Annotated in this window: 24 protein-coding genes; 14 read left to right on the top strand and 10 right to left on the bottom strand. The window is 42.4% G+C overall.

The features are described from left to right. Positions 1 to 85: 85 nt before the first annotated feature. Positions 86 to 1,051 carry an RNA polymerase sigma factor RpoS gene (rpoS, locus tag I8J31_RS18360; RefSeq protein WP_438941496.1) on the top strand — a complete coding sequence of 322 codons (966 nt, stop codon included), beginning with the start codon at positions 86 to 88 and terminating at the stop codon, positions 1,049 to 1,051. 98 nt (positions 1,052 to 1,149) lie between these two features. On the opposite strand, the gene I8J31_RS18355 is transcribed toward rpoS, so the two are convergent. After that, the gene (locus I8J31_RS18355) at positions 1,150 to 2,580 is read right to left on the bottom strand and encodes an AhpA/YtjB family protein (protein WP_199470038.1); all 1,431 of its coding nucleotides are present in this window, start codon (positions 2,578 to 2,580) and stop codon (positions 1,150 to 1,152) included. A 154-nt stretch (positions 2,581 to 2,734) separates the two neighbouring features. On the opposite strand from I8J31_RS18355, the gene serB reads away from it, so the two are divergent. Further along, positions 2,735 to 3,646, top strand: coding sequence for a phosphoserine phosphatase SerB (serB, locus tag I8J31_RS18350; protein WP_199470037.1), 912 nt, complete (start codon positions 2,735 to 2,737; stop codon positions 3,644 to 3,646). A gap of 103 nt (positions 3,647 to 3,749) precedes the next feature. Further along, on the top strand, positions 3,750 to 4,673 hold the full coding sequence (locus I8J31_RS18345; protein WP_199470036.1) for a LysR family transcriptional regulator: 924 nt from the start codon (positions 3,750 to 3,752) through the stop codon (positions 4,671 to 4,673). A 23-nt stretch (positions 4,674 to 4,696) separates the two neighbouring features. Here the strand turns inward: I8J31_RS18345 and I8J31_RS18340 are convergent, their stop codons facing one another. From I8J31_RS18340 to moaA, 4 genes are all read right to left on the bottom strand, one after another. Next, on the bottom strand, positions 4,697 to 5,122 hold the full coding sequence (locus I8J31_RS18340; protein WP_199470035.1) for a hypothetical protein: 426 nt from the start codon (positions 5,120 to 5,122) through the stop codon (positions 4,697 to 4,699). 204 nt (positions 5,123 to 5,326) lie between these two features. Then, positions 5,327 to 6,520 carry a molybdopterin molybdotransferase MoeA gene (locus I8J31_RS18335; protein ID WP_199470034.1) on the bottom strand — a complete coding sequence of 398 codons (1,194 nt, stop codon included), beginning with the start codon at positions 6,518 to 6,520 and terminating at the stop codon, positions 5,327 to 5,329. Between the two features lie 6 nt (positions 6,521 to 6,526). Next, positions 6,527 to 7,078, bottom strand: a complete 552-nt coding sequence (gene moaB, locus I8J31_RS18330) for a molybdenum cofactor biosynthesis protein B (RefSeq protein WP_199470033.1) — start codon at positions 7,076 to 7,078, stop codon at positions 6,527 to 6,529. Between the two features lie 11 nt (positions 7,079 to 7,089). After that, positions 7,090 to 8,085 carry a GTP 3',8-cyclase MoaA gene (gene moaA, locus I8J31_RS18325; RefSeq protein WP_199470032.1) on the bottom strand — a complete coding sequence of 332 codons (996 nt, stop codon included), beginning with the start codon at positions 8,083 to 8,085 and terminating at the stop codon, positions 7,090 to 7,092. Positions 8,086 to 8,553: 468 nt separating this feature from the next. Between moaA and I8J31_RS21150 the strand changes: the two genes are divergently transcribed. Then, positions 8,554 to 9,879, top strand: coding sequence for a GGDEF domain-containing protein (locus tag I8J31_RS21150; RefSeq protein WP_199470031.1), 1,326 nt, complete (start codon positions 8,554 to 8,556; stop codon positions 9,877 to 9,879). A gap of 7 nt (positions 9,880 to 9,886) precedes the next feature. Here I8J31_RS21150 and queG read toward each other — a convergent pair whose 3' ends face one another. Continuing rightward, positions 9,887 to 10,969 (bottom strand): tRNA epoxyqueuosine(34) reductase QueG, encoded by a 1,083-nt coding sequence (gene queG / locus I8J31_RS18315; protein WP_199470030.1) that lies wholly within the window; start codon positions 10,967 to 10,969, stop codon positions 9,887 to 9,889. Positions 10,970 to 11,035: 66 nt separating this feature from the next. Further along, entirely contained in the window at positions 11,036 to 11,296 is a 261-nt protein-coding gene (locus tag I8J31_RS18310; protein ID WP_199470029.1) for a hypothetical protein, read from the bottom strand. Between the two features lie 419 nt (positions 11,297 to 11,715). On the opposite strand from I8J31_RS18310, the gene I8J31_RS18305 reads away from it, so the two are divergent. From I8J31_RS18305 to I8J31_RS18295, 3 genes are all read left to right on the top strand, one after another. After that, positions 11,716 to 13,428 carry an acetolactate synthase 3 large subunit gene (locus I8J31_RS18305; protein WP_199470063.1) on the top strand — a complete coding sequence of 571 codons (1,713 nt, stop codon included), beginning with the start codon at positions 11,716 to 11,718 and terminating at the stop codon, positions 13,426 to 13,428. A 2-nt stretch (positions 13,429 to 13,430) separates the two neighbouring features. Beyond that, positions 13,431 to 13,922 (top strand): acetolactate synthase small subunit, encoded by a 492-nt coding sequence (gene ilvN / locus I8J31_RS18300; protein ID WP_199470028.1) that lies wholly within the window; start codon positions 13,431 to 13,433, stop codon positions 13,920 to 13,922. A 100-nt stretch (positions 13,923 to 14,022) separates the two neighbouring features. After that, positions 14,023 to 14,469 carry an Lrp/AsnC family transcriptional regulator gene (locus I8J31_RS18295; protein WP_199470027.1) on the top strand — a complete coding sequence of 149 codons (447 nt, stop codon included), beginning with the start codon at positions 14,023 to 14,025 and terminating at the stop codon, positions 14,467 to 14,469. A gap of 5 nt (positions 14,470 to 14,474) precedes the next feature. Here I8J31_RS18295 and I8J31_RS18290 read toward each other — a convergent pair whose 3' ends face one another. Continuing rightward, complete coding sequence (locus I8J31_RS18290; protein WP_199470026.1) at positions 14,475 to 15,362, bottom strand: DMT family transporter; 888 nt, start codon at positions 15,360 to 15,362, stop codon at positions 14,475 to 14,477. Positions 15,363 to 15,529: 167 nt separating this feature from the next. Between I8J31_RS18290 and I8J31_RS18285 the strand changes: the two genes are divergently transcribed. Next, the gene (locus I8J31_RS18285; RefSeq protein WP_199470025.1) at positions 15,530 to 16,162 is read left to right on the top strand and encodes a LysE family translocator; all 633 of its coding nucleotides are present in this window, start codon (positions 15,530 to 15,532) and stop codon (positions 16,160 to 16,162) included. Positions 16,163 to 16,241: 79 nt separating this feature from the next. Here the strand turns inward: I8J31_RS18285 and luxS are convergent, their stop codons facing one another. Continuing rightward, entirely contained in the window at positions 16,242 to 16,754 is a 513-nt protein-coding gene (luxS, locus tag I8J31_RS18280; protein WP_199470024.1) for an S-ribosylhomocysteine lyase, read from the bottom strand. A gap of 58 nt (positions 16,755 to 16,812) precedes the next feature. After that, on the bottom strand, positions 16,813 to 18,081 hold the full coding sequence (gene yjeH / locus I8J31_RS18275; RefSeq protein WP_199470023.1) for an L-methionine/branched-chain amino acid transporter: 1,269 nt from the start codon (positions 18,079 to 18,081) through the stop codon (positions 16,813 to 16,815). A 165-nt stretch (positions 18,082 to 18,246) separates the two neighbouring features. Here yjeH and I8J31_RS18270 point away from each other — a divergent pair, with 165 nt between their 5' ends. The 6 genes from I8J31_RS18270 to msrQ all read left to right on the top strand — a co-directional run bounded on the left by I8J31_RS18270 (position 18,247) and on the right by msrQ (position 24,404). Beyond that, positions 18,247 to 18,672, top strand: a complete 426-nt coding sequence (locus tag I8J31_RS18270; RefSeq protein WP_199470022.1) for an Lrp/AsnC family transcriptional regulator — start codon at positions 18,247 to 18,249, stop codon at positions 18,670 to 18,672. Positions 18,673 to 18,753: 81 nt separating this feature from the next. Further along, positions 18,754 to 20,493: a chloride channel protein gene (locus I8J31_RS18265; protein ID WP_233402897.1), complete on the top strand. Its 1,740-nt coding sequence runs from the start codon at positions 18,754 to 18,756 to the stop codon at positions 20,491 to 20,493. A gap of 106 nt (positions 20,494 to 20,599) precedes the next feature. After that, positions 20,600 to 21,880, top strand: coding sequence for a glutamate-1-semialdehyde 2,1-aminomutase (gene hemL, locus I8J31_RS18260; protein WP_199470020.1), 1,281 nt, complete (start codon positions 20,600 to 20,602; stop codon positions 21,878 to 21,880). Positions 21,881 to 21,912: 32 nt separating this feature from the next. Then, positions 21,913 to 22,686 carry a CDP-diacylglycerol--serine O-phosphatidyltransferase gene (gene pssA / locus I8J31_RS18255; RefSeq protein ID WP_199470019.1) on the top strand — a complete coding sequence of 258 codons (774 nt, stop codon included), beginning with the start codon at positions 21,913 to 21,915 and terminating at the stop codon, positions 22,684 to 22,686. A gap of 106 nt (positions 22,687 to 22,792) precedes the next feature. Further along, positions 22,793 to 23,782: a protein-methionine-sulfoxide reductase catalytic subunit MsrP gene (gene msrP / locus I8J31_RS18250; RefSeq protein WP_199470018.1), complete on the top strand. Its 990-nt coding sequence runs from the start codon at positions 22,793 to 22,795 to the stop codon at positions 23,780 to 23,782. Between the two features lie 70 nt (positions 23,783 to 23,852). Beyond that, positions 23,853 to 24,404, top strand: a complete 552-nt coding sequence (gene msrQ, locus I8J31_RS18245) for a protein-methionine-sulfoxide reductase heme-binding subunit MsrQ (RefSeq protein WP_199470062.1) — start codon at positions 23,853 to 23,855, stop codon at positions 24,402 to 24,404. The last annotated feature ends 109 nt before the right edge of the window (positions 24,405 to 24,513 follow it).

The following is a 24,513-nucleotide window of genomic DNA, read 5'->3' as shown; positions in this document are numbered from 1 at the left end:
AGCAGGGTGAGGAGGGATTATGAAATCAGCTACTATGAAATCGACCACTATGGAAGCAGTCACTATGGAAGCAGTAAGTTCTAAAATGTCAGAGTCAGGCGAATTTATTTTAGATGCAGTAAAGGACGATTTGGTCGATGAGGACCTAGCCGATGAAGCATTTGAATCTGCCGTTAGTGCACGCTATACCGATGAAGATTCCGGTAAGAATCTCGATGTTACTCAACTTTATTTGAGTGAAATTGGCTTTTCTCCCTTATTATCCGCAGAGGAGGAGGTGTATTTTGCTCGTCTTGCTTTAAAAGGAGATGAAAAAGCACGTCAACGTATGATTGTCAGTAATCTGCGTTTGGTGGTGAAAATTTCACGTCGTTACTTAAATCGCGGCTTGTCTTTGCTGGATTTGATTGAAGAAGGCAATCTTGGATTAATTCGCGCTGTTGAAAAATTTGATCCTGAACGTGGCTTTCGTTTTTCAACCTACGCAACTTGGTGGATTCGCCAAACGATTGAACGAGCTATTATGAATCAGACCCGCACGATTCGTCTGCCGATTCATGTGGTAAAAGAGCTTAATGTTTATTTACGTGCTGCCCGAGAACTTACTCAAAAACTGGATCATGAGCCAAGTGCAGAAGAAATTGCTGCCATGCTTGATCGTCCTGTGGCGGATGTGCAAAAAATGCTTGGGCTTAATGAGAGGATGAGTTCCATTGACTCTCCTATTGGTGGTGAAGGTTATGATAAGAGTTTAGTTGAAGTCTTAGCGGATACTCAGCATCAAGGGCCAGAAGAAGATCGCCAGGAAGGTGATGTGTTACAAAGCATTGAGCATTGGCTAGATGAATTGAATGAGAAGCAATGTGAAGTGATTACTCGCCGTTTTGGTTTGCGAGGTTATGAACCAAGCACATTAGAAAATGTGGGGGCAGAGATAGGTTTGACGCGTGAGCGTGTACGTCAAATTCAGGTAGAAGCATTGCGTAAGCTTCGCTTGATTATGGATAAGGAAGGTTTGTCATTAGACGATGTAACTTGCTTTAATCATTGAGGAGTGGAGTCTTAGGTAAGAGTACTTAACAAAAAAAGATCAGCTTGAGTTGGTCTTTTTTATTATAAAACTGACTGAGGTTAATATATTTAGATTCTTTAGGCTTCTTCGTGGTTTGAAGGTTGGCTTATTTCTTTGATATGTTGCTGGATTTTTTGCTTGTATTTATCTGACATGCCTTTGACTTCATACGCCATTGCTTCTCTCCCTTCTGACTCTATGATTTCAGGTAAGCCAGTAAATACACGATTTTGTATTTGTGACAGGGTGAAGATGTCTTCGCTAATAACCAGAGCATTAATGCTTTCAGACTGACTGATAAATTCAATGTCAGAGAGTAACTTTTCGATCTGTTCTGGTTCAAAGGTATTGTTATAGACCATCTGTGTTACGTTCGAGTTACCTTGATGCAACCCTAAATGAAAATCCAGTTTTGGTATATCTTTATAAAGCTCGTTTTCGAGTAATTTATCTACTACCCCTAAAAATAGCTGGGCTGTACTCACAGCATTGATGTATAGGTTATCTTCACAGTCCGCAGCACTGAAGAAGACCAGTACAGAGTCATTTTTATATTGGTGTACCTGCCCTAAATATGCATCGCTGGCTTGAAAGATGGCACGGTATATTGGGGTTAGTAGGTTTGATACTTGTAAAGGGGCCATTTTCTCATACCATTTTTCTAGGTTGAGAATGTCAAAGTATAAGACACAGCTGCGTTGCCTTGACTCTTCAAATATTTCATCGAAGTTAATTTCAAACTGTACTTTTGCTGGAGCATTAGAAACTATTGGCTTATCGGCTGTCACATTGGTTTTTTTCGCTGGCTTTAAGGGAGGGATTTGTGTTGTTGCTTCACGGAGTTCTCTCGCCTCTTTGAAAAAAGGAGTTGATAATTCTTCTAGTTTCTGGCCTTTGACAAGGGATTTAAGGGCATCCGTTGTCTCATTAATAGGCGAAAATAACCATTTTGTGATCAGAGCCACGAACAGCAAAGCAATAGTGCAAATGAAGATAGCGACACCAATTAATAAATTATTCAGGTGCTGTAAGGTGGCTTGGGCTGGCGTTTTATCTAAGGTAATTAAGACGTGTCCAACGATTTCATCGCGGAATTTGATGCTTGAACTATAGACTCGTTGTTTATCACTGGGTCTAAAGTCTTGCTCAGATTTGATGCTTGAATTTCCGCTGTCGGCTTCAGCGAGTAGTTCATCTTTTTTGTTATAAACGCGGGCGCTGAGAATGTTTTCGTCAACGACTAGTCTGTTGAGGAGTACGTTGAGGCTTAATAGGTCGTTGGTTAAAATGGATTGAGTGGCATTAAAAGCGGCTTGTGTGGCTAAGCTGCTACCCAGTACTTCGGTTTGTTGGGAGAGATAGTTTCCTAAGGCGTGCGTCATCGTGTACCAAAAAATACACACAGCCAGAATCATTAACGAAACGAATGTGGTGACAGTAATGATGGTGGCGGTAAGCTTCCTACGCAAAAAGTGCGTAATAAAGTTACTTTTGAGTTGGGTGTTCATCCATTTCCTTCGGGTTAACTCGTTGATCAGGTTTGAAACTGTGTCTTTGTAATCAAAGTATACACATCATATCGACCATTTTCTTAATTCTTTAAAGTAGAGTTGGGGCTTGGTGTTTTGGTATAGTAGCGCCCTTATTAAATGAGGAAGTCCTATGTCTGCTAGTATTACTCTTATCGGTTCTTTTACATCAGATTATCTTAACCGTTTTAACGCTTGGTTAGGTCAGCGTGGTTTGATGGGCAACCCTCGTTTTTTAACAACGGCTGGAGACTTGATTTCTGTTGTTCAAGTCGATTTAACAAGCCATGTTACTGATTTTCAATTTCTTCGAGCTGACTTGTTGAGCTTATCTGATGAAACTGGGATTGATCATATTTGTCAGTCTACAAAGCTCGATATTCATACGCCCGGCGTTGCTGTATTTGATATGGATTCTACTCTTATTAAAGCAGAAGTAATGGATGAATTGGCTGTTGATGCCGGTATCGGTGAAAAAATTTCCGCAGTGACGGCGAGTGCGATGCGAGGTGAGATTGATTTTGTTGAGAGCTTTGTTCAGCGTCTGTCTTTATTAAAGGGTTTAAGTCGTGACGTAATGGATGGTGTCTATCAACGCATTGTTCATATGGATGGGATTGCGACTCTGATGAAGGTGCTGCACCATTATGGCTGGCACACAGCGATTTTGTCCGGTGGTTTCACCTATTTCGCTGATCGAGTTCAACAGCAATATGGTATGAGTGAAGTGCATGCTAATGTGCTGGAAATCCAAGATAATCAATTAACGGGTAAGCACCTTGGGCCTATTGTGGATGGCGAACGGAAGAAGTTATTACTTGGCCAAATTGTTGAGGCGCAAAATGTTGATTGGCCGCAAACTATTGCCTGTGGCGATGGTGCTAATGATTTGTTGATGTTGAATCAAGCAGCTTTAGGGGTCGCATTGCACGCTAAACCCTTGGTAAGAAAGCAGGCACCATGCCCAATGAATAATTTAGGGTTAGAGGGCATTTTGTATTTATTAGGGATGACTTCTGCAGATATTCAAAAAATAAGCAGCTGATTATCTAGCGTTAGCCTGTGTTTTTTCTTATGACCTACTGTTATCCGTAAAAGCTTGTTATGATCTTTAGTTATAATTATAGCGAGCCTAATGGGGCAATATTATGTCAGAGGTAAAATTATCGGATATCGATTTGAACTTGTTATATATTTTTCAGGTTTTAATTGAAGAACTTAATGTCACCAAGGCTGCTATTCGCCTAAATGTCTCTCAGCCAGCTGTCAGTCGCTCTTTATCTCGTTTAAGAGATGTGTTCAACGACCCTCTATTTGTTCGAACTTCCCATGGGTTATCTCCAACTTCAAGAACTGAAAGCTTGTCGCCTTTTTTATCTGATATGCTAAAAGGTCTTGAAAACCTTGTTCAGCCAACGGAGTTTATTCCTGCGACCAGTAAGCGAAGGTTTACCCTATCAACAACAGACTTTGGTGCTTTGACGGTATTGTCACAGATTCTGGATCGTTTTCGGCAGGAAGCACCGAACGCGATTTTAGATGTGAAGGCTTGGAGTGATGATATGACTGTCGGGTTAGGTCAAACAGATATTGATTTGGCGGTCGCGGTTTTATCAAAAGAGCCACCTAGTGGCATTAGAACCATGCGTTTAAAGAGTGATCGCATGGTGTGCTTAGCGCGTAAAGGGCATCCTGACATTAATGGGGATGAGTTGACTATTGAAGGTTATGTACAAGCGGATCATGTGCAAGTTGTCTTAGGGCGTCGAGAATACTTCGCCGTGGACAGAGAGTTGGAGAAAATGGGCCATAAGCGTCATGTGGCGATACAGTTACCTAATTTTGTACCGGCGGCTCGTATAGTAATGGACAGTGATTTATTGCTGACGGTGCCTAGGTTGTTTGCTGAGGACATGGTGTCAACTGTGACTGACTTAGGTTTATATGAATTACCCTTTGCGAGCCGTGAGTTTGACTACTCTATGATTTGGCATGAGCGGTTCCAACATGACACCGCTCATTTGTGGTTTAGAGGACTATTAAAGCAAGCCTTTTCCGATACTAGTGCTTAATTTTTAGCCGGTTTATTACGTATTTAAGCCGCGCTTGAGAGTCTATTCGTCCATTCTTTTGTTAGCATTTCCACTAAGCTGTAGCGCCTAAGTGCCATTGCCTCTTCTAAACTAGCAAAATGCTCTTCTAAATAGTCATAAAGAATCTGATCACGTAAAGAAATGAGGTGCTTCATTTGCTCTGCTTGTTCGTAGGTGACATCTTTATGCTGAATCAGGGCTTTGAGAACGTCTTTCCGGGAGGTTGTTTCTGTCTGGTAGTGATGTTTTAACACGTATTGAGCTAAGTCCAGCATAGAAGCGACGAGCAGTTGAAAGGAGTGTTGTATGACCATGATTTCATCAACTGATAATTCGATGTTTTTATTTCGTTTTCTAAACTTATCCAAGTGCTTGGTCATAGCATGTTGGTGCTCATAAAGTGATTTTTCCCATTGCAAGTTTCTCATTTTCTTTCCTCAGCTTAATGAATCACTCGGTTTGTAATCTACAAATAGTGTTACTTAAAGTGTAGAAGAGTTCATAAAAAAGGGTTAGGGAAGGCGAATAAGTTCTCTTGTCCTAGTAACTGCTTCAGCATTACTCAGATAGTCTATATCCATGTCGGTGCGTGCGTTTCAAAGCCTGAGCTTAGAAGGCTTACTTTTCTCTTTTTAGAAACCAGAGAAAGGGTAAAACGGATAAGAACAGCCATACTCGATTGGGGTGTTTGCTTTTACATGTAGATAGCCATGGCTTTCACATGCGGCTAGTAGGGCACCAGAGCTTTGTTGTGAGTGGGCATAGGCTAAGCCATCTTGACCAATAGACACTCTTAGGAACTCATCTCTTTTAATGCTTTGTATTCGGTTGAAGCCTGATTCTATAAGATAAGCTTGTGGAAGACGGGTGCTTTGTCCTGCACTGGCTGCAAGCAGTAGTGTTGCAAACCAATGATAAGTTACTAATGTTGAGCTAGGGTTGCCTGGCAAACCTAAGAATGGTGTGTTATCAAGGGTAGCATGAACCAGTGGCTTACCCGGTTTAATTGCAATTTTCCATAAATGCACTTCACCCAGTTTTTCTAAGGCACCTTTTACATGATCTTCTTCTCCCACCGATACGCCGCCGGATGAAAGAATAACATCACAGGATTGAATTAGTTTCTTTATGGCGACTTCAGTGGCTTCTGGGGTGTCTTTTGCGTGTAGACAATCAATGACTTCATAGCCTGCTTGTAAAAGTAGGGCAGTCAGCATCGGGCCGTTCGAGTTGAATATTTGCCCCCCAGCGAGTTTGTCACCAGCTGGAATGAGCTCATCCCCAGTAGTTAATAGGCCGACTCGTAGCGTTTTATAAACCATTATCTCGGTTATGCCTAAGCTGGAAAGTAGACCAATATGCATAGGCGATAATTTAGTGCCTGCTTTTATAATTGTTTGACCAGTAAAAATATCTTGTCCTTTAGGGCGTATGTTTTCACCTTGACTAGGCCTATCTTTAAAATGAATACCTTCTTTGGAGATGCTTGCATTTTCTTGCATGATGACAGTATCTGCACCAGTGGGGATGCAGGCACCAGTAAAAATGCGTACACAGGTTCCAGGTTCTAAAGGGGTTGCTGTTTGACCAGCGGGAATACGCTGGCTTATAGGAAACACTTGGTCAGTGCTCCAATCATCAAAAGACAGGGCATAGCCATCCATGGCGCTGTTGTCATAGGGAGGTACACAGGAGTCTGCAACAATGTCTTGTGTCGTGATTTTATTTAAGGCCTCTAGCAAGGGGAGCTTGTGTTGCCCAACTCGGACAGTGGCGCTTTGCTGGATTTCCTGTAGAGCATTTTCAAACGATAGCAATTCAGACATTGGGTATTAGACCTCGTGTAGGGGCGGTTTGTAAGGGCCCAGGAGCATGCTGACAAAGTTACAGGGTCTATGGTTAGAGTTTAACTGTTCTTCTAATATACCATTCCAAGCAGTTCGACAGGCGCCAGTAGACCCAGGTAAGCAAAAAATTAAGGTTTGATTGGCTAATCCTGCAACAGCTCGGGACTGGATGGTTGAAGTACCAATATCTTCATAGGAAAGTTGTCGGAACAGTTCGCCAAAACCTTCTATCGTCTTATCAAATAATGGTGTTATGGCTTCAGGAGTGCTATCACGAGAGTAAAAACCTGTGCCGCCAGTAATGAGAATCGCATGGGTTTCTTGGTCTGCTATCCATTGTGAGACGACGGCGCGCATTTGATAAACATCATCTTTTACTAACAGTCTTTTATTCAGTTTGTGGCCAGCCTTTTGTAATAGTTCAATTAAGGCATTGCCCGATGTATCTTCAGCAAGGGTGCGTGTGTCTGAAACGGTTAATACGCTGATTTTTAATGGGCGAAATGGAGTGGTTGGCTTGGGTGATTTCTTGGTCATGGTATTCCTTCTTAGCCTCCTGTAGCGCTCATGAAACGCAAAATTTGAGGGGCTTCTTCGAGGTTAAAATGATGTTTTTGTGGTTTTAAGGCTAGCGCTTCAATAATGGCATCTTCCAAGGGGGGAGTGCTTGGTAAAATATCACGGATATAGGGCTTTAAATCTTTTGAGTGCTCGTTACCTAGGCATAATAATAAGCGGCCTTCTGCGGTAAGCCGAACTCGGTTACAGGTATCACAAAAATTGTGACTATGTGGTGAAATGACGCCAATTCTATGGTCATAACCTGCAACCTGGTAATAGCGAGTAGGGCCGCTGGTGGTTATGCTGCTTGGTGTAAGTGAAAAGTGTTGGCTGAGTGTTTCTATTACATCGTCACTGGATAGGTAAGTTGCAGCGCGACTATGGTCACTGATAATGCCAAGTGGCATTTCTTCAATGAAACTGATGTCCATGTTTCTTTCGAGAGCAAAGTTCGCGAGATCGTAAAGCTCATCATCATTATGATTTTTCAGCATAACACTGTTGATTTTAAGTCGCTTAAAGGGAAGCTCTGCTGCTTTTTCTATCCCATTTATGACTTGCTGGAATTTGTCTTTGCGGGTTAATGCGAAAAAACGATCGGCTTGTAAGGTATCGAGGCTGATATTGATACGTGACACACCGACATTCAGCAGGTCTTGTGCCATATTATGAAGCTGGGAGCCGTTAGTGGTGATGGTAAGTTCTTCAAGGCCTGATGTATTGGCTATTTGTTCTATGGCCCATAGGATATTCTTTCTGACTAGAGGTTCTCCGCCAGTAATGCGAATACGCTTTGTTCCCATGGCGATAAAAGTCTTTGCAACAACAACTATTTCTTCTAGAGACAGTATATGGCTTTTAGATAAAAAAGTGACGTCCTCATCCATGCAATAAGTACAACGAAAGTCGCATCTGTCAGTGACGGAAATTCGTAAATAGTCGATACGACGACCAAATGGGTCAATGAGCGCAGTTTGTATCAAGGAAAATACCTCATGGGATAAGAGCCCATCAAAGCAAAAAAATGCTTATTTAGCAAAGTAATAGCATTAGATTCTGTCTGTTTTATTGGTAGATTGCGAGTCGTTTTATTGCAGCAAGACATAGTTTTTTTGTCTACCAATAGGTTTTTTCTCTGTCTGGTCTGAATGCTTGCATGAGCATGGCTAATTAGAGTAACGCTAGTGCTCCTAACTACTGATAGCAAACGAGTTTCAGAGTTAATATCAGTGCCCATTTTTGTGTTGATGTGTTAAGGCTAGGTCATAAAACAGACAGCTTGTGATATTTTTTGTAATTCTCCTGTTAAAGGTTTTGAAAAAGATGGCGATAACAAGAAGGTATTTCTCCGTTATTTCGAGTGTAGCGATTGGAGATGAGAGAGTATCCCCAGATTCATAACGTAAAACATTAAGGTTATGGTCTTTTATTTTAATTAACGGGGCCATATCGTGAACAAACAACAAAGTATAGTGAGCTTTGCCCTTTATAAAATGTTGGGCTGCTATTTTATCACCGCCGTTTTTTTCTCTGGTATTATGTTGGCTACTTCCTATCAAGACTTGAAGAAGAGTCAAAATCAGGCGATAGACAGAGCAGCCTCATTTTTGATGGAAGGGGTTCAAAGTTATTCTGATGCTGACGTCAATAAAAACATTTTAACTACTTTGTTTACCAAAGCCTTAAATAGTGGCATTTTAGGCGATTCAGTATTAGGGTTTGAATATCAGCCGTCTCCTAACTCCTCTTCTGTTTTAGTGCGTCATCAAGACTTTTCGTCGGCAGATTATACCCGAAGTGTCCTAATCTTGGCAGATAGAGGCCAATCTCAGCTTGTTTTATATATATCTGATCTAGCGCTGCGAACAGCTTTTTACAATAGGTTGTTTATTTACTTGAGTGTGTTGTTCTTACAAGTCGCCTTGCTGTGGCTGTTGTTGCGTCATTTAGTCGTTAAGTTGGTGCAAAGCTCCATGGGGAATATTATGTTTGAATTAGATAATTTGAACTTGTCTAACCCCAGCCCCTTGCAAGGAGATTCACGTCTTTCTCGCTTTATTGAATATCAAAAACTATTAGATGGGATTAACCGAATGGTAAGCAGTTTGGTGTTTTCCCGCCGGGAGTTAGCTGAGTTAAATCAGGGGTTAGAATCAAGAATTAGAGAGAAGACGACGAGCTTGGAAGATAAGAATGACGCCCTTCTACAGTTGAATCAGAAGCTTTCGACACTTGCTAATACGGATTCATTAACACAAGTTTATAATCGTACTCGATTTGATCTGTTATTCCGTGAACATGTCGATATAGCGCATAAAAGACAGATGCCTTTGACTCTTTTGTTGGTTGATTTGGATGACTTTAAACTAGTGAATGATAAATTTGGTCATCAGGTTGGTGATCATGTTTTGAAGCATGCGGCACAGCTTTTATCAAAAATTTTGGCCGATGATGGTGTGGTTGCTCGCTGGGGGGGAGAGGAGTTTGCTGTTCTTTTACCTTATTTTGATAGTTTGATGGCTCAGAAAGTAGCAGAAAAGCTTAGGCTTGCGATGCAAAATGCTGAGTTTGAAGAGCAACATATTCGGATCACCATGAGTATTGGCGTTGCTCAGCTATTGGCCGAAGAAAGTGGTGAACAGTTGTTAAAAAGAGCGGATGCCGCTCTTTATGGAGCGAAAGACAATGGTCGGAATCGGGTCATCATGGCCGTTAATGCTACACAGGAGCAATTGCCTTTATCAGGTATCGTTGATAAAGAAAAAGGTCTTTCATAATAATAAATTAAATGTTTTTTGTTTGGTGTTGTTGTAATGCCCAAACGATATGTTCTTTGACTAGCTCTGAAGATGAGTTAAGGGCGTTTTTTAAAGTGCCTATGGTTAACTTGTTAGTAGGCGCATTTCCTAGAGCGACAGCAATATTTCTGCGCCAGTTTTCATAGCCTGTTCTTCGAATTGGTGAGCCTTCCGTATTTTTTAAAAAAGTTTCTTCATCCCACTCAAAAAGGTCGATGAGATCTGCTGAGTCTAGGTTATGTCTAGGCTGGAAATCTTCTTCTTGTGTGTGTTTAGCGAACTTTGTCCAAGGGCAAACTAATTGGCAATCATCACAGCCAAATATTCGATTGCCCATTTTACTGCGTAACTCTTCCGGAATGGGGCCTTTGTGCTCAATGGTTAAGTAGGAAATACATTTTCCGGCATCAAGCACCCAAGGCTCAACAAAAGCATCAGTAGGGCACTGAGTTAAGCATGCGTCGCAGCTACCACAATGTCGAGTTGAAGTGGGTTCATCAACTGGAAGGGGTAAGTTAGTAAATATTTCTCCTAATAAAAACCAGCTACCGGCTTTCGGGGTCAGTAGTAGAGTGTTTTTACCTATCCAGCCCATACCTGCTTGTTCGGCGACTTGCCTCTCTAAAATTGGGGCGCTATCCACAAAGGCACGATAACCATGGTCGCCTACATTGAGTTCAATCTTTTTTGCGAGTTGAGTCAGTCGTTTGCGGATGAGTTTGTGGTAATCTCTGCCCAGAGCATATCGTGCGATATAAGCCTTGTGTTTGGTTTTTAGGCGCTCAACGGTTTCTACTGATTGAGGTAAATAATGCATTCGCAGGGAAATGACACGACGAGTGCCAGGGTGAAGATTTTCTGGTTGGAATCTTAGGTCGCTATGGTTAGCAAGGTAGTCCATGCCGGCGTGGTAGTTTTTATCTAGCCACTGATTAAAATCACTTCGATATTGCTCTAAATCAGGTTCTACAATTCTGGCTTCTGCAAAACCAAAGTCTAGTGCCCACGACTTAATCTCATCCGCGAGTTTGCTTAAATTATCTGGTGAGGCTAGCGACGAGGGGAGCAAAGGAAGTACCGACGTGTTTTGTGCTGCTAGGAAAATGATGGGTCATTAACCTAGCTAGCATTAGAGTTAATAAAGAAGAGAGTCGCCTTTGACTACATTCATTAATAGCTTAACAAACATGCGGTCCGCTTCTGTGTGATTTTCAGGGATTTTTAGTGTTGTCTGATTGGATACTTCTTCAGCGATGCGTTCATAAGCGTTTGGCTCGTTAATGTTTTCTTTGGCGATGCGTACTAGTTCTCCAGCGAGTTCTGGATCCATCAACATTTTACGAAAACAGCGCAAAAATTCATCAATAATACGTTGTTGATTGAGCTCATTGGCCATCTTAAAACTCCTAGTTTGATTATTCGGCTATAACATCATGAAGTGTAGCCTAGGGCAAGTTTTATCCGTGTTTTGGTAGCTTTTATATTGACAAATTTCGTACTTATCGACAAAATGATCTCTTATTTCGACAATACCATGTCGATGACTTCCTTACGGGACACCAGCCCCGTCATCAGATGTATTCTGATAAGCACAAGTACATAATGTGGCGTAATGTTTGCCTGTTTGTACTTCCCCTCGCGAAAAGACGCGGGCAGTGTAAAAACTGCGACTTATTGCGTTTGAGTGTTCCTTATTTTCAAGTTACCTCATTAGTTTAGCAAACTTCGTTCTATCAACTTTAATCTGCTTGTCTTATGCGGTTACAATAGGCGCACTAAACTAGCAGACAGATGAATTCTATAGAGGTCATTAAGGTGGAGTTATTATCCGGTGGTGAGATGATCGCCCGATTCCTCAAAGATGAGGGAGTTGAATATATTTATGGTTACCCAGGTGGTGCTGCACTTCATATTTACGATGCTTTGCATCGTCAATCTGATGTAAAACATATTCTAGTTAGGCATGAACAGGCGGCGACGCATATGGCTGATGGCTATGCGCGCGCAACAGGTAAAGCTGGCACCGTGTTAGTGACGTCTGGTCCAGGTGCAACCAATACAGTGACAGGTATCGCGACGGCTTACATGGACTCCATTCCGATGGTCATTATCTGTGGTCAGGTAATGAGTTATCTGATTGGTGAAGATGCTTTCCAAGAAACGGATATGATTGGTGTCTCTCGCCCTATTGTTAAGCATAGTTTTACGGTTAAACATCCTTCTGAAATACCTATGATTATGAAAAAGGCTTATCACATTGCAAGTTCAGGTCGTCCTGGGCCTGTTGTAATAGATGTGCCAAAAGACATGACCATGCCCGGTTCTAAATTCGAGTATAAATACCCTGAGTCAGTTTCTTTACGTTCTTATACTCCTCCAACCAAGGGGCATAGTGGTCAAATTAAGAAGGCTATTGATTTATTGTTGGCCGCTAAGCGTCCTATTATTTACGCTGGTGGTGGTGTGATTATGGGTGGCGCATCTGAGCTGCTAGTCAATCTTGCTAAGTCCTTGAATGTGCCTGTTACCAATACCTTGATGGGCTTGGGCGGTTACCCTGGTACAGATAAGCAGTTTGTCGGCATGCTAGGTATGCATGGTAGCTATGAAGCAAATATGACCATGCATCACAGTGATGTGATCTTGGCGGTTGGTGCGCGCTTTGATGACCGTGTGACCAATGACCCTGATCAATTTTGTCCGGGTGCCAAAATCATTCATATTGATATCGACCCCGCAGCGATTTCTAAAACGATTCGAGCAGATGTGCCTATTGTTGGTCCTGTTAGCCAAGTATTAGAAGAAATGAATGCTTTGATTGAGGGGCAAAAAGCCAATGAAGAAGCATTGATTGGCTGGTGGAAACAGATCAATGAATGGCGTGCTGTTCACGGTGGTCGTTATGATACTAGTGGCGAAAAAATCAAGCCTCAAGCGGCTGTTGAGGCTTGTTGGCGTGCCACGAAAGGTGATGCCTATGTGGCTTCTGATGTAGGTCAGCACCAGATGTTTGCTGCACAGTATTACAAATTTGATAAACCAAATCGTTGGGTTAACTCTGGTGGCTTAGGAACGATGGGGTTCGGTTTGCCTGCCGCGATGGGGGTAAAAATGAACTTCCCAGAAGAAACGGTGGTTTGTATTACCGGTGAAGGCAGTATTCAAATGAATATTCAAGAGCTTTCTACCTGTCTACAGTATGGTTTGCCAGTTAAGATCTTGTGCTTGAATAATGGCTATTTAGGCATGGTTCGACAATGGCAAGATATGAATTATGAGGGACGTTACTCAAGCTCCTACATGGATTCATTACCCGATTTCAAAGTATTAATGGACGCTTATCGTCATAGTTACGTTGAAATTCGTAGTAAAGATGAACTTGATGCCAAGATGGAAGAAGCTTTTGCAATGACAGATCAATTGGTCTTCATTAATTGCTATGTGGATCCAGAAGAACACGTTTATCCAATGCAAGTGCCTCGTGGCTCTATGCGCGATATGTTCTTGAGCAAGACGGAGCGAACCTAATTATGCGACATATTATTTCTGTGTTAATGGAAAATGAGCCCGGTGCTTTGTCTCGTGTGGTTGGTTTGTTTTCCCAGCGAAACTTTAATATTGAATCATTAAACGTAGCGGCGACAGATGATCCAACGTTATCTCGCCTTACTTTGACCACCTTTGGCTCTGACCAAGTCGTAGAGCAAATTACCAAACAGCTGAACAAGTTAATTGATGTGGTAAAGCTGGTTGATCTAACAGAAGGTCAACATATAGAACGCGAGCTTATGTTGGTGAAAGTTCGTGCAACGGGCGCTCAGCGTGCTGAAGTGAAGCGTACGGTTGATATTTTTCGTGGCAACATCGTCGATATGACACCGTCTATTTATACGGTTCAGATTGTTGGCGAGTCAGATAAATTAGATGGCTTCCTACAAGCATTGGGTGGGGCTCACCTTCTTGAGGTGGTTCGTACTGGTGTTTCTGGTATTGCCCGTGGCGAAAAAGTGCTTAGTATCTAAGCGATATTGAGTGCAGAGTGTTAGAAAAATGCCGCTAAGATAGATTATCTTAGCGGCATTTTTGTTATTAACTAGGTGAGGAATAGAAGGCGTATTTTTGATGGATGCTATCAACTGGAAATTATTAAGAGCGCTTGAGGAAAATGCTCGTATGTCTTTTTCGGATTTAGGTAAATTAGTGCATTTGTCTGCTCCAGCGGTGGCCGAGCGGGTGCGTAAATTGGAAGAGCTTGGCGTTATTACCGGTTACCGTGCAGAGTTAAATTTAGAGAAAGCAGGGATTCCCATTACTGCTCTGGTGGAATGTCAGGTTTATCGCACCAAGGAGCGAGTTTTTAAAGCTTTGATAATGACGTTAGATGAAGTGGTGGAGTGCTATAACGTGACGGGACCATATGCTTTTGTATTAAAAGTTGGGGTGAAATCTATGTCTAAACTAGATGAGTTGTTGGAGCGTTTAATTGACTTAAGCGATACCAATACCATGATGATTATGTCCACTCCGATAAAAAGAGTCATGCCATCTAATATCGCCAAAGAAGATTGATTGTTTTAATTTATGAGAGCTTCTGTTTTTTCTAAAACAGGCTTAGGCTGACGGGGCCATTGGCTAATGATCATGCCTGTCATAATAAGGCTGCACCCAAGTAAGGCTCGGCTGGATAGGTTTTCATCTATTAATAGCCAGCCACCTAGGGCCGCAAATATCGCTTCTGAAGATAGAATTAAAGCGCTAATGCTAGGGGATACGCGCCTTTGTCCTAAGGTTTGCAGCGTGCAAGCAATACCTGAAGCAGCAATTCCGGTATAAATAAGGGGCCACCAAGCTAATTGAATGTTTTCTAATGTGGGAGTTTCTATTGTGAAAGCTGTAATGGTGGCGAGAATCGTTGCTACTGAAAATTGCACAATAGAAAGGGGGATTGCCGCCACATGCCTAGATAAATAGCCAATAACCAATACATGGCCTGTCCAAAATAGAGTGCCTATCAGTTGCATTGCATCGCCTTTATTGATGGAAAGGTTCGGGCCGATTGTTAAGCAATATAGACCCACTAGTGCAAACCCGACTCCAAGCCATGTGCTCTTTTCTGTTTTATGACCGAGTAAAAGCCCTAAGATTGGTACAAAAACAATATACATGCTGGTGATAAAACCTGCATTGCCTGCGGTAGTGTATTGCAAGCCCATTTGTTGGAAAGTAAAACCAAGAAAAAGGCAGCAACCAGCGGCCAAACCACCGAGCCAAAGTAGGCGTTTATTTTGAGCTTTACGGACTTTAAAAATTAGTAATAAAGGCAGTAGTGATAGTGTTGCTAATAAAAAACGGGCAGCGTTAAAGCTATGGGGGCCAAGACTATCCATTCCTGCACTTTGGGCGACAAAGGCGAACCCCCAAATAGCGGCAGTAAGCCAGAGTAAAAGGTGTGAAATAGACATGACAGCTTCCTTAAAGAGGTTTATTGTTGGTGGGTATTTTACTGGGGATTGTAGCGTGGCTACAGTTCATAAATAGGGTTGTTTTGGTCTTTTACTTTTGAAATAAAAGAAAAATTCACCATACACTTCATTTTATAAATCATGGGTTTGAATCAGGAGATAATGCAATGAATTGGCAGCTTTGGTTGGTTACTGCGCCTTTTTTAATGTTGTTGGCTTTGTCACCAGGGCCAAACAACTTTACAGCCATATATAACGGTATGCAGGTAGGCCCTGTAGGAGCTGTGGTTGCATCGTTGGGGCGAAATATTGCCTTTGCTATTTTAATGTTGGTGTCAGCGCTGGGGCTTGGTGCCGTTATTGTTTCATCTGTTTTTTGGTTCGGTGTGGTGAAGTGGTTGGGGGTAGTTTATCTGCTTTATATTGGTATCAAAACATGGCGGAGTGCTGCTATTGGCCTAGATGAACAGGCGGATAGTACAGTCGTATCATTTGTGAGTCATTATGCACGAATTCGACAAGAATTTTTGATTGCGATCAGTAATCCTAAGGCCATTTTGATTTTTACCGCCATCTTTCCACAGTTGTTAGACTTGAGTATGCCTGTTGCTCCACAGTTTTTAGTGATTGGGGTTACTTTCATTTTTTGTGAGTTTTTAGCGGCTTATATTTATGCCGTCAGCGGCAAGCAGATTCGTCGTTTCATAAAGAGTCACAAAGGAATGTTGAGGTTAAACAAAGGAATGGGAAGCTTGTTTGTTTTGGCGAGTATGTTATTGGCTTCTTCTAGTAGAAGCTAACGTCTGTTTCATAATAGAAAATATAAAAGGGTGACTAGTTTATTACTAGTCACCCTTTTATTTGTTTTAAGTGATGTGGTTAGCTGTGTTCTTTAAGGAACTCTTCGCTTAGGTAAAGTTCTTCGTTGCTGTTTACCTTCACATCACGTTCCAGAATCATGCTGGCAATTTGCTGAGCCTCTTCTAGGGAGTGCATCTCGTATGTGCCGCATTGATACTCGTTTAGTTCTGGAATATCCCCTTTAGACTTTACTTTAAGTACGTCTTCCATGGCTGCTTTCCAAGAACTAGCAACCTTGTCTTCAGTGGGGGTGCCTATTAGGCTCATGTAAAAACCGGTACGACAACCCATTGGAGACAAATCGATAATTTCTACGCCATTGCCATTAAGGTGGTCGCGCATAAAGCCTGCGAATAAATGCTCTAACGTGTGAATGCCACGCTCAGATAAAATTTCTTCATTAGGAATGCAGAAACGAAGGTCAAAAACGGTAATGGTATCGCCCTTTGGCGTTGCCATGGACTTTGCTACTCGTACGGCTGGAGCTTGCATACGTGTATGGTCTACGCGAAAGCTGTCTAGTAATGGCATAGTTCATCTCCTGATATTCTTGAGGCTTTATCGCCTTTTGAGAGTGTATTAGATGCCGTCATTGTACATGAATTTCTTTTGTGTGGCTTTTATAGCCTTTATAGAATTCCCATAGGATGGCTAATGAGAGCATAAAACCTGCAAATAGCATGTTTTGGCCAATGAAGCTTACCATTAAGAGGCAGCTTAAGCTGGCGATGCAAGCTAACCAGCGTTCTTGCTTCTTAAATAGTCTGATAGCGGTAAAGCAGGTTAGTAAATAAATGAGTAAAAATGAGCCATTGGTCATTTCGATAAACCAATTCATGGTTAAGTTAGAGTGCTCGGCGACCGCTAAAGATAGGACGCAGATAATGCCCACTAAACTGACGGCCCTGATAGGCGTGCCTTTATGGTTTAATTTAGCAAAGTAATGGGGCAGGGCTTTTTGTGCTGCAAGAGATTGCACCATTCGAGTAAAGCCTAGTATATAGACACCAACATTCGCAAAGGCAATGATGTAGGCACCAAGTGAAAAGACCTGTTTGTATTCGTCTCCTAGTAACTTTCCAATCAGTAGCGCGAGTGATTGGCTGTTGGTGATTTCATCGCCAAAAGTATGGTGGTAAGCAATCAGCAAGACGAGGGTTAAGTAGAGAGCGACAACGATTCCAATACCGCCAAGTAAAGCGATAGGGAAATCTCTAGCAGGGTTTTTAAACTCATTACCCATATGGGCCATTACTTCAATGCCTAGAAAACACCAAAAAATAGTGCCTGTAGCAAGTAGTGTTGGATGAAATTCGGACCAATTACTTGGTACTTCGGTAATGCTGATAGCGGACGTTATATCGCCAACGAACGCGAGAAAGATGACGGCAGCAATAAGCAGTAGTACGACTAGAGTTTGAAATCGCGCTGAATTTTTCAGGCCAGCGATAGAAAAGAGGAGCATGCCGAGCAGAGTGACAAGGCTTAAGGCAAAGATACTCCCTTCATTCATATCTAATAGAATAGCCAAATAGGCAGCGGCAACTTTAATGGCAACCGCAGGGCCGACTAGCAGGATGCTCAGAAATAACCAACCGACCGCTCTTTCTATGCGCGTTCCAAAGACTTGGCCAATATAGTGGGAGGCTCCTCCTGCGGAAGGGAAGCGGCTACCCATTAGGGCAAACACAAAAGCGATAGGTAATATCGCAACGGCAGTAATTAGCCAAGCGAAAAAAGCAAAAGACCCTGCTTGAGCAACAGACATGGCAGGTAACACCATAAGCCCAGTACCAACAAAAGTGGTGACGGTCATGGCGATGCCTTGTAGTGGGCCTAATGAACGTTGGTATTGCATGTTTGTATTTCCTCTTTCCTATTCTAATAAAAAGTCTGTTAAATCAGACAGCACAGGATAAAATGGATTGCACAATATAGCGCTGGGCAAAGTGTGGAGTTTTAGCTGCACTTTGTGGCTTTAACCGTCACATTGTCGGAAGATTAGTAGAGTTAGGAAGAAAACATGGTCTTGGATCGATTTGATCAACATATTTTGGCGTTATTAGTGGAAGATGCTCGGCAGTCTGTCTCTGAAATTGGACGTAAAGTAAGTTTGTCTCGTTCCGCTGTTACAGATCGTATTAAGCGTATGGAAGAACAAGGGCATATTACTGGATACCATGCCCATATTTCGAAAGAAGAAGGGGTGACGGCTTATATAGCTTTGACTTTTCGTCCTCTATCTTGTGAATTGGTTTTACCATTGATTGGAGAAATTCCTGAAATCAAGTTGGCCCACTCTATCAGTGGTGATCTTGATTTAATGCTGTTAGTGCAAACGCCATCAATGGATAGGTTGAATGAAATACGTGAAAAAATGGAAGGCTGGCCTAATCTTCATAAAGTTGTGACGCATATGTGCCTTGCTAAACGATTGGACCGTTGGTAGGTATTGTTTAAAGAATCAATGGTTGGCTTTCTGTTTGATGAAAACTAAACGGAATTATGACTCCTAAGAATGAGGTGTAGTTTGATAGGGATAAAGTTTAAGGAAAAGTATCTTGGGAAAGCTCAGCTTAATAATGACCTACTTGTCTTATCTGTATTCGGTAGCTTATGTGGCGTATTGAGTGGATTGGTGATGGTGTTATTTTATACATTGATTTATCTACCAGCTGAATATTTTATGGCGGGGGATTATGATGGTTTTGAATCGCTTCCTGTACTAGATCGTGTTGCTTTTGTTTGGGTGTCTTGCGCAATGTTGGCGCTAATGTTTAGTACTTTGCCTAATCGAATATTAAAAGTTGGTGTTCCCTATATCATTGAGCGTTTAAATCATCACCAAGGGCTTCTTTCATTATCTAACGCGTTAGTGCAATTTGTTTCTGCTGTTATTGGGTTAGCTGGTGGCCTGTCTATTGGTAAAGAAGGGCCCGCAGCACATCTTGGGGCAACATTAGGGAGCTATTTGGCTCAAAAAGCGAAGTTGCCACAGTACGGTGTTGAAACCTTGTTAGCCTGTGGGGTTGCTGGGGCTATTTCTGCTGGCTTTCAAACGCCATTGGCGGGTGTTTTATTTGCTTTTGAAGTGATTTTTTTGGAATACCGCTTGCGCTATGTTTTACCGATTTTATTATCCTCTGTGATTGCTATGTTAATCAGTGATTATGCACTCGGGCCCTTAAATTTTTTTGGTGTGAGTGACCTAGTGGTTGTGAATTTTACACCAGACTTGTTTTTTACCTGTTTTTGTTTAGCTCTTTTTGTTGTCTTCCTTGCTTCGTTATTTTTCCGTATCCAGAAACGTTTGTGGCGTTACAATGTGCAGTCTGTTTGGTTGCGCTTTTTGGTTGTGGCACTCGCTACTTCTCTGGCAGCAATTTATTTGCCTGAGGCGTTAGGCAGTGGGTACGATTCTTTGGAGGGGCTTTTGTCAGGGGATGTTGTGGTTTACTCGCTTCTCTTGTTGATTGTCGCAAAAACAGTGTTAACAGCATTGACTATCGGCTTGGGTATTCCAGGTGGAATGATAGGGCCGACTTTTATTATTGGTGGGCTAGCAGGGGTTCAGATTGCTCTTTCTTTTGATACAGGTCTTTCTGGGGGAGGGGAAATTGCTCTGTTTGCTTTATTAGGCATGGCAGCAATGATGGCGGCATGTTTTCAAGCGCCATTAACGGCTTTAGTTGCCATTATTGAGATGACTCATTCGTCTGAAGTGATTGTACCTGCGCTTTTTGTGATTGTTGTGGCTTGTTTGTTTATACGTACGCTTTTGGGGCAGGACTCCATTTTTGTTGAGCGTTTGAGGTTTGCGGGAGTGTCTTCAACGATAAGCCCTTTCCAGCGTCAGCTGAGGCACCATAAGGTTAAGCCGATATTGGATGAGGTTTTAATCCTACCTATGCTTGTTCCCATTAAGCAGGTAAAAGGCTTAGCTTCGAGTATGCTAGAATATGTGGTTTTTGATGGTGCAGGTGAATGGTATTTTGTTAAAAGGATGGTGGTATTAGAGGCTCTGAAACAGGCAGAATTTGGTCCTCAAGCTTGGATGCGATTTAGTCAAGATGCGCTTTGTATGGATTTGGTCGAAGCCGTTAGCCCTGCTGCGTTGCCTTTAATTGATGAGCCAGCTTCTCTTGAAGAGGTTTTAAATTGGTTTCAACAGACAAATCGAGCTGAGGTTTTAGTGGCTTTGTCTAATACGTCATCTTTGTACATAGTGACGCGACGTCGGCTTGATGAGTTTTTATTGCGAGACAGTTGAAATAGATTAAATTAGATTTAATAGCATTTTGTTCGTTTTATGAAGAGTTGATTATTGCTCTAAAAGAAAACGATTTTATTGATAATTAATGGGACATTTTTAAAGTATGAGTCGTTCAGAAGATCTATATGCCCGAGCACAACATCGAATTCCTGGTGGCGTAAACTCCCCGGTTAGAGCTTTTAATGGTGTTGGCGGTACGCCTCTTTTCTTTCAACAGGGTAGCGGTGCTTATATCTATGATGAGGACAAGAATCGTTATATAGACTACGTGGGATCATGGGGGCCTATGATTCTTGGTCATTCTCATCCAGATGTTTTAGATGCGGTGCGCAAGCAGCTCGATTACGGTCTGAGTTTTGGTGCGCCAACGGAAGTCGAGATTACCATGGCGGAAAAAGTATGTGAGCTTGTCCCTTCAATGGATATGGTGCGCATGGTGAACTCTGGCACCGAAGCAACTATGAGTGCGATTCGCTTAGCGCGGGGTTACACCGGGCGAGATAAAATCGTGAAGTTTGAAGGTTGCTATCATGGTCATTCAGATTCCTTATTGGTTAAAGCAGGCTCTGGCGCTTTAACCTTAGGGGTACCAAGCTCTCCAGGTGTACCTAGTGATTTAGCACAGCATACGATTACTTTGCAATATAATGATATTGATGAAGTAATACGGTGTTTTGCTGAAATAGGTGATCAGATCGCTTGTATTATTGTTGAGCCCATTGCCGGTAATATGAACTGTATTCCACCTGTTGCTGGTTTTCTAGAAAGCTTGCGGCAGGTGTGTGACGAGTCTGGCGCTGTATTGATTTTCGATGAAGTTATGACGGGCTTTCGTGTGGCATTAGGTGGGGCTCAAGAGCGTTATAGTATAGTGCCGGATATGACGACCCTTGGTAAGGTGATTGGGGCTGGCATGCCAGTGGGAGCGTTTGGCGGTAAACGTGCCATTATGGAATGCATTTCTCCATTAGGGCCTGTGTATCAAGCGGGAACCTTGTCTGGAAACCCTGTTGCTATGGTTGCTGGGTTGGCAGTGCTAAATAAAATCAGCGAACCTGACTTCCATAAAGTATTAGGTGCTAAGGCTGAGCGCTTAGTGACTGGGTTGAAGAAAGCTGCTGATGAAGTGGGGGTTCCATTTTGTGTGGTGAATGAAGGTGGAATGTTTGGGTTCTTTTTTACTAATGCAGAAGCGGTAACCAGTTTTTCTGAAATGCAGCGTTGCGACCTTGCGCAATTCAAGGCCTTTTTTCATCATATGTTAGCGGAGGGGATATACTTTGCTCCCGCTGCCTTCGAGGCAGGGTTTATTTCTCAGGCTCACACAGAAGAAGATATCGACTTTACCATTGAGGCCGCGAAGCGTTCCTTCGCGAAGTTGTGATAATGAAACCTAATGATGAAAAGGCTGTAGATATGCCTATAGACGAAGTTGAAACAATCAGTGTCGATGATGTTGAAGAAAAAAAATGTGGTGAAAATGAAAAAAAACAGCCGAGACGAGAAGTCTATTTATTACCTAACTTGTTCACTACGGCCGCTTTGTTTTCGGGTTTTTATTCCATTATCGCGGCGATGAATGGGCATTATACTTATGCGGCGATGGCCATCTTTATTTCGATGGTTTTTGATGGTCTTGATGGTCGTGTTGCGCGTTTGACCCGTACGGAAAGTGCTTTTGGTGCTGAGTATGACTCCCTTGCCGATATGGTGTCATTTGGTATTGCTCCTGCTTTGGTGGTATTTACCTGGTCTTTAGCGCCACTGGGCAAAGTCGGTTGGATTGCGGCGTTTATTTATGCGGTAGGTGCAGCGCTTCGTTTGGCGCGTTTTAATACCATGATTGGGGTTGAAGATAAGCGTTATTTTACTGGTTTGCCGAGCCCAGCTGCCGCAGCGATTGTTGCTGGTGTCATTTGGGCGGCAAATGAAAAGGGGTTGTCTGGCGAAAGTATGGCGACGATGATGATGTTACTTGTACCTATTGTCGGATTGTTGATGGTAAGTAACGTGAAATATCGTAGCTTCAAGGATCTTAATTTAAAGGGGAGAGTGCCTTTTGTTGTGCTTCTTATCGCCGTATTAGTTTTGGTGTTTATTGCTCTAGAACCTGCTTTGCTATTAATGAGTGTCTTTTGTTTGTATGGGGTATGGGGGGTACTTGGGATCGCCTTTAAGCGTTTTCGCTAATACACTTTAGTAATAAAAAAGCCCTTCTTGTGAAAGTAAGAGGGGCTTTTTAATGGAACTTGTATGGTGTGAGTTTGTCCTAACTGAAACGCTTAGGAGGCGCATTATGCTTATTCGCAATAAAAAATATTCTGATTGCTCTGAGTCAGAAGTTACTGATGAGTCAATTTATCTTAACCGTCGTCAGCTTATGAAGGTGATGGGAGGGGGGGCGCTTGGTGTGGGCGTGATAGGGAATGCGTCAGCGGCACTTCAGGGAGGTAACCCCCTTAGTCCACCATTGGGGCTGGTTTCTGCCTATCAAAACATCATAGAAACCTCCTATGGAGCGGATGAAAAAGCGGCACCCTATGATGTGGCTGCTTCTTATAATAACTTCTATGAGTTTGGTTATGGGAAAGGTGACCCTAAAGATCGTGCTTCGCAGCTTAAAACAACCCCATGGACAATTACAGTAGAAGGGGAGGCTGCTAAAACGGGGGTGTTTGATCTGGATGACATTATTAAAACGTCTGCATTAGAGGAGCGAATTTATCGCCATCGCTGTGTCGAAGCATGGTCCATGGTAATTCCTTGGGTGGGGGTTTCTTTAGCGGATGTTTTAAAACGTTTTGAGCCTACTTCAAAAGCAAAATATGTTTATTTTGAAACGCTTTATGACCCAGAGCAAATGCCAGGGCAAAAGGGTGGTTCAATTGATTGGCCCTATCGGGAAGCGTTGCGTATTGATGAGGCAATGCACCCTTTGGCTATGTTTACCGTTGGCATGTATGGCAGTGTTTTGGCTAACCAAAACGGTGCTCCTGTGAGGCTAGTTGTGCCATGGAAATACGGTTTTAAAAGTATAAAGTCTATTGTAAAAATTCACTTTTTAGAGGCTATGCCAAAAACAACTTGGAGTACGTTGGCGCCTAGTGAATATGGTTTTTATGCCAATGTTAATCCTAATGTCGATCACCCGCGATGGACGCAAAAACAAGAGCGTCGTTTACCCGGTGGTTTGCTTTTTCCTAATGTCATTGAAACCAAAATGTTCAACGGCTATGAAGAAGTGGCGAGCTTATACTCAGGCATGGATCTAAAGAGGTTTTATTAACTTGAAGACTTTTTGGGACAGAAAAGAAAAGCCGTATATTTTGCTCTTATTTGCATTTCCCTTTATATGGATGGTGTTCTCTTTGTTTTCTGGGCGTTATTTTCCGGATCCTGGAAAACCTTTAATGAATGTCAGTGGTATTTGGGCGAGTGTATCGATTGTGATGGTTTTAATGCTTACCCCACTTACTAAATTAAAGCCCCTGCGTTTTATTTCTCGGTATCGTCGATTTGTTGGCTTGACGGCTTGTTTATACGCATTTCTTCATTTGTTTATTTATCTGGTGTTATTCGCTGGACTGAGTTGGTCCTGGATTAGCTCTGACCTCGTTGAGAAGCCTTATATTTATGCTGGTGTGCTTGCGCTTTTGATCTTGCTGGTGTTGGCGGTTACTAGTACGAAGAAAATGATGAAGCGATTGGGGCGGAACTGGAAGCCCGTGCATAGGTTTGTCTATTTTGCCGCTCTAGCCGTGATTGCACATCTTTGGTGGCAAGTGAAAAGTGATATCACTATTGCCATGTGGTTTAGCGTATTTTTGGTGCCTTTATTGGTTTTGCGCTTAGACCAATTTTCTTTCTTGAAAAAACCTTCATTTAAAAGTAAAAAATCCTTGCGCTAAGAAATCTAGAAGGTATTATATGCCCTCGCTGACACGGACAGGGCTTCGCTCTCTAGTAGAGGATGGCTGCTTAAGTGTAACGGCAACGCTCTTTAAAATAGATAATCAG

Source organism: Marinomonas transparens (assembly GCF_016463975.1).
Lineage (GTDB): Bacteria > Pseudomonadota > Gammaproteobacteria > Pseudomonadales > Marinomonadaceae > Marinomonas > Marinomonas transparens.
Note: the sequence above shows the minus strand (reverse complement) of the source record. Positions and strands in the feature narration are given on the sequence as shown.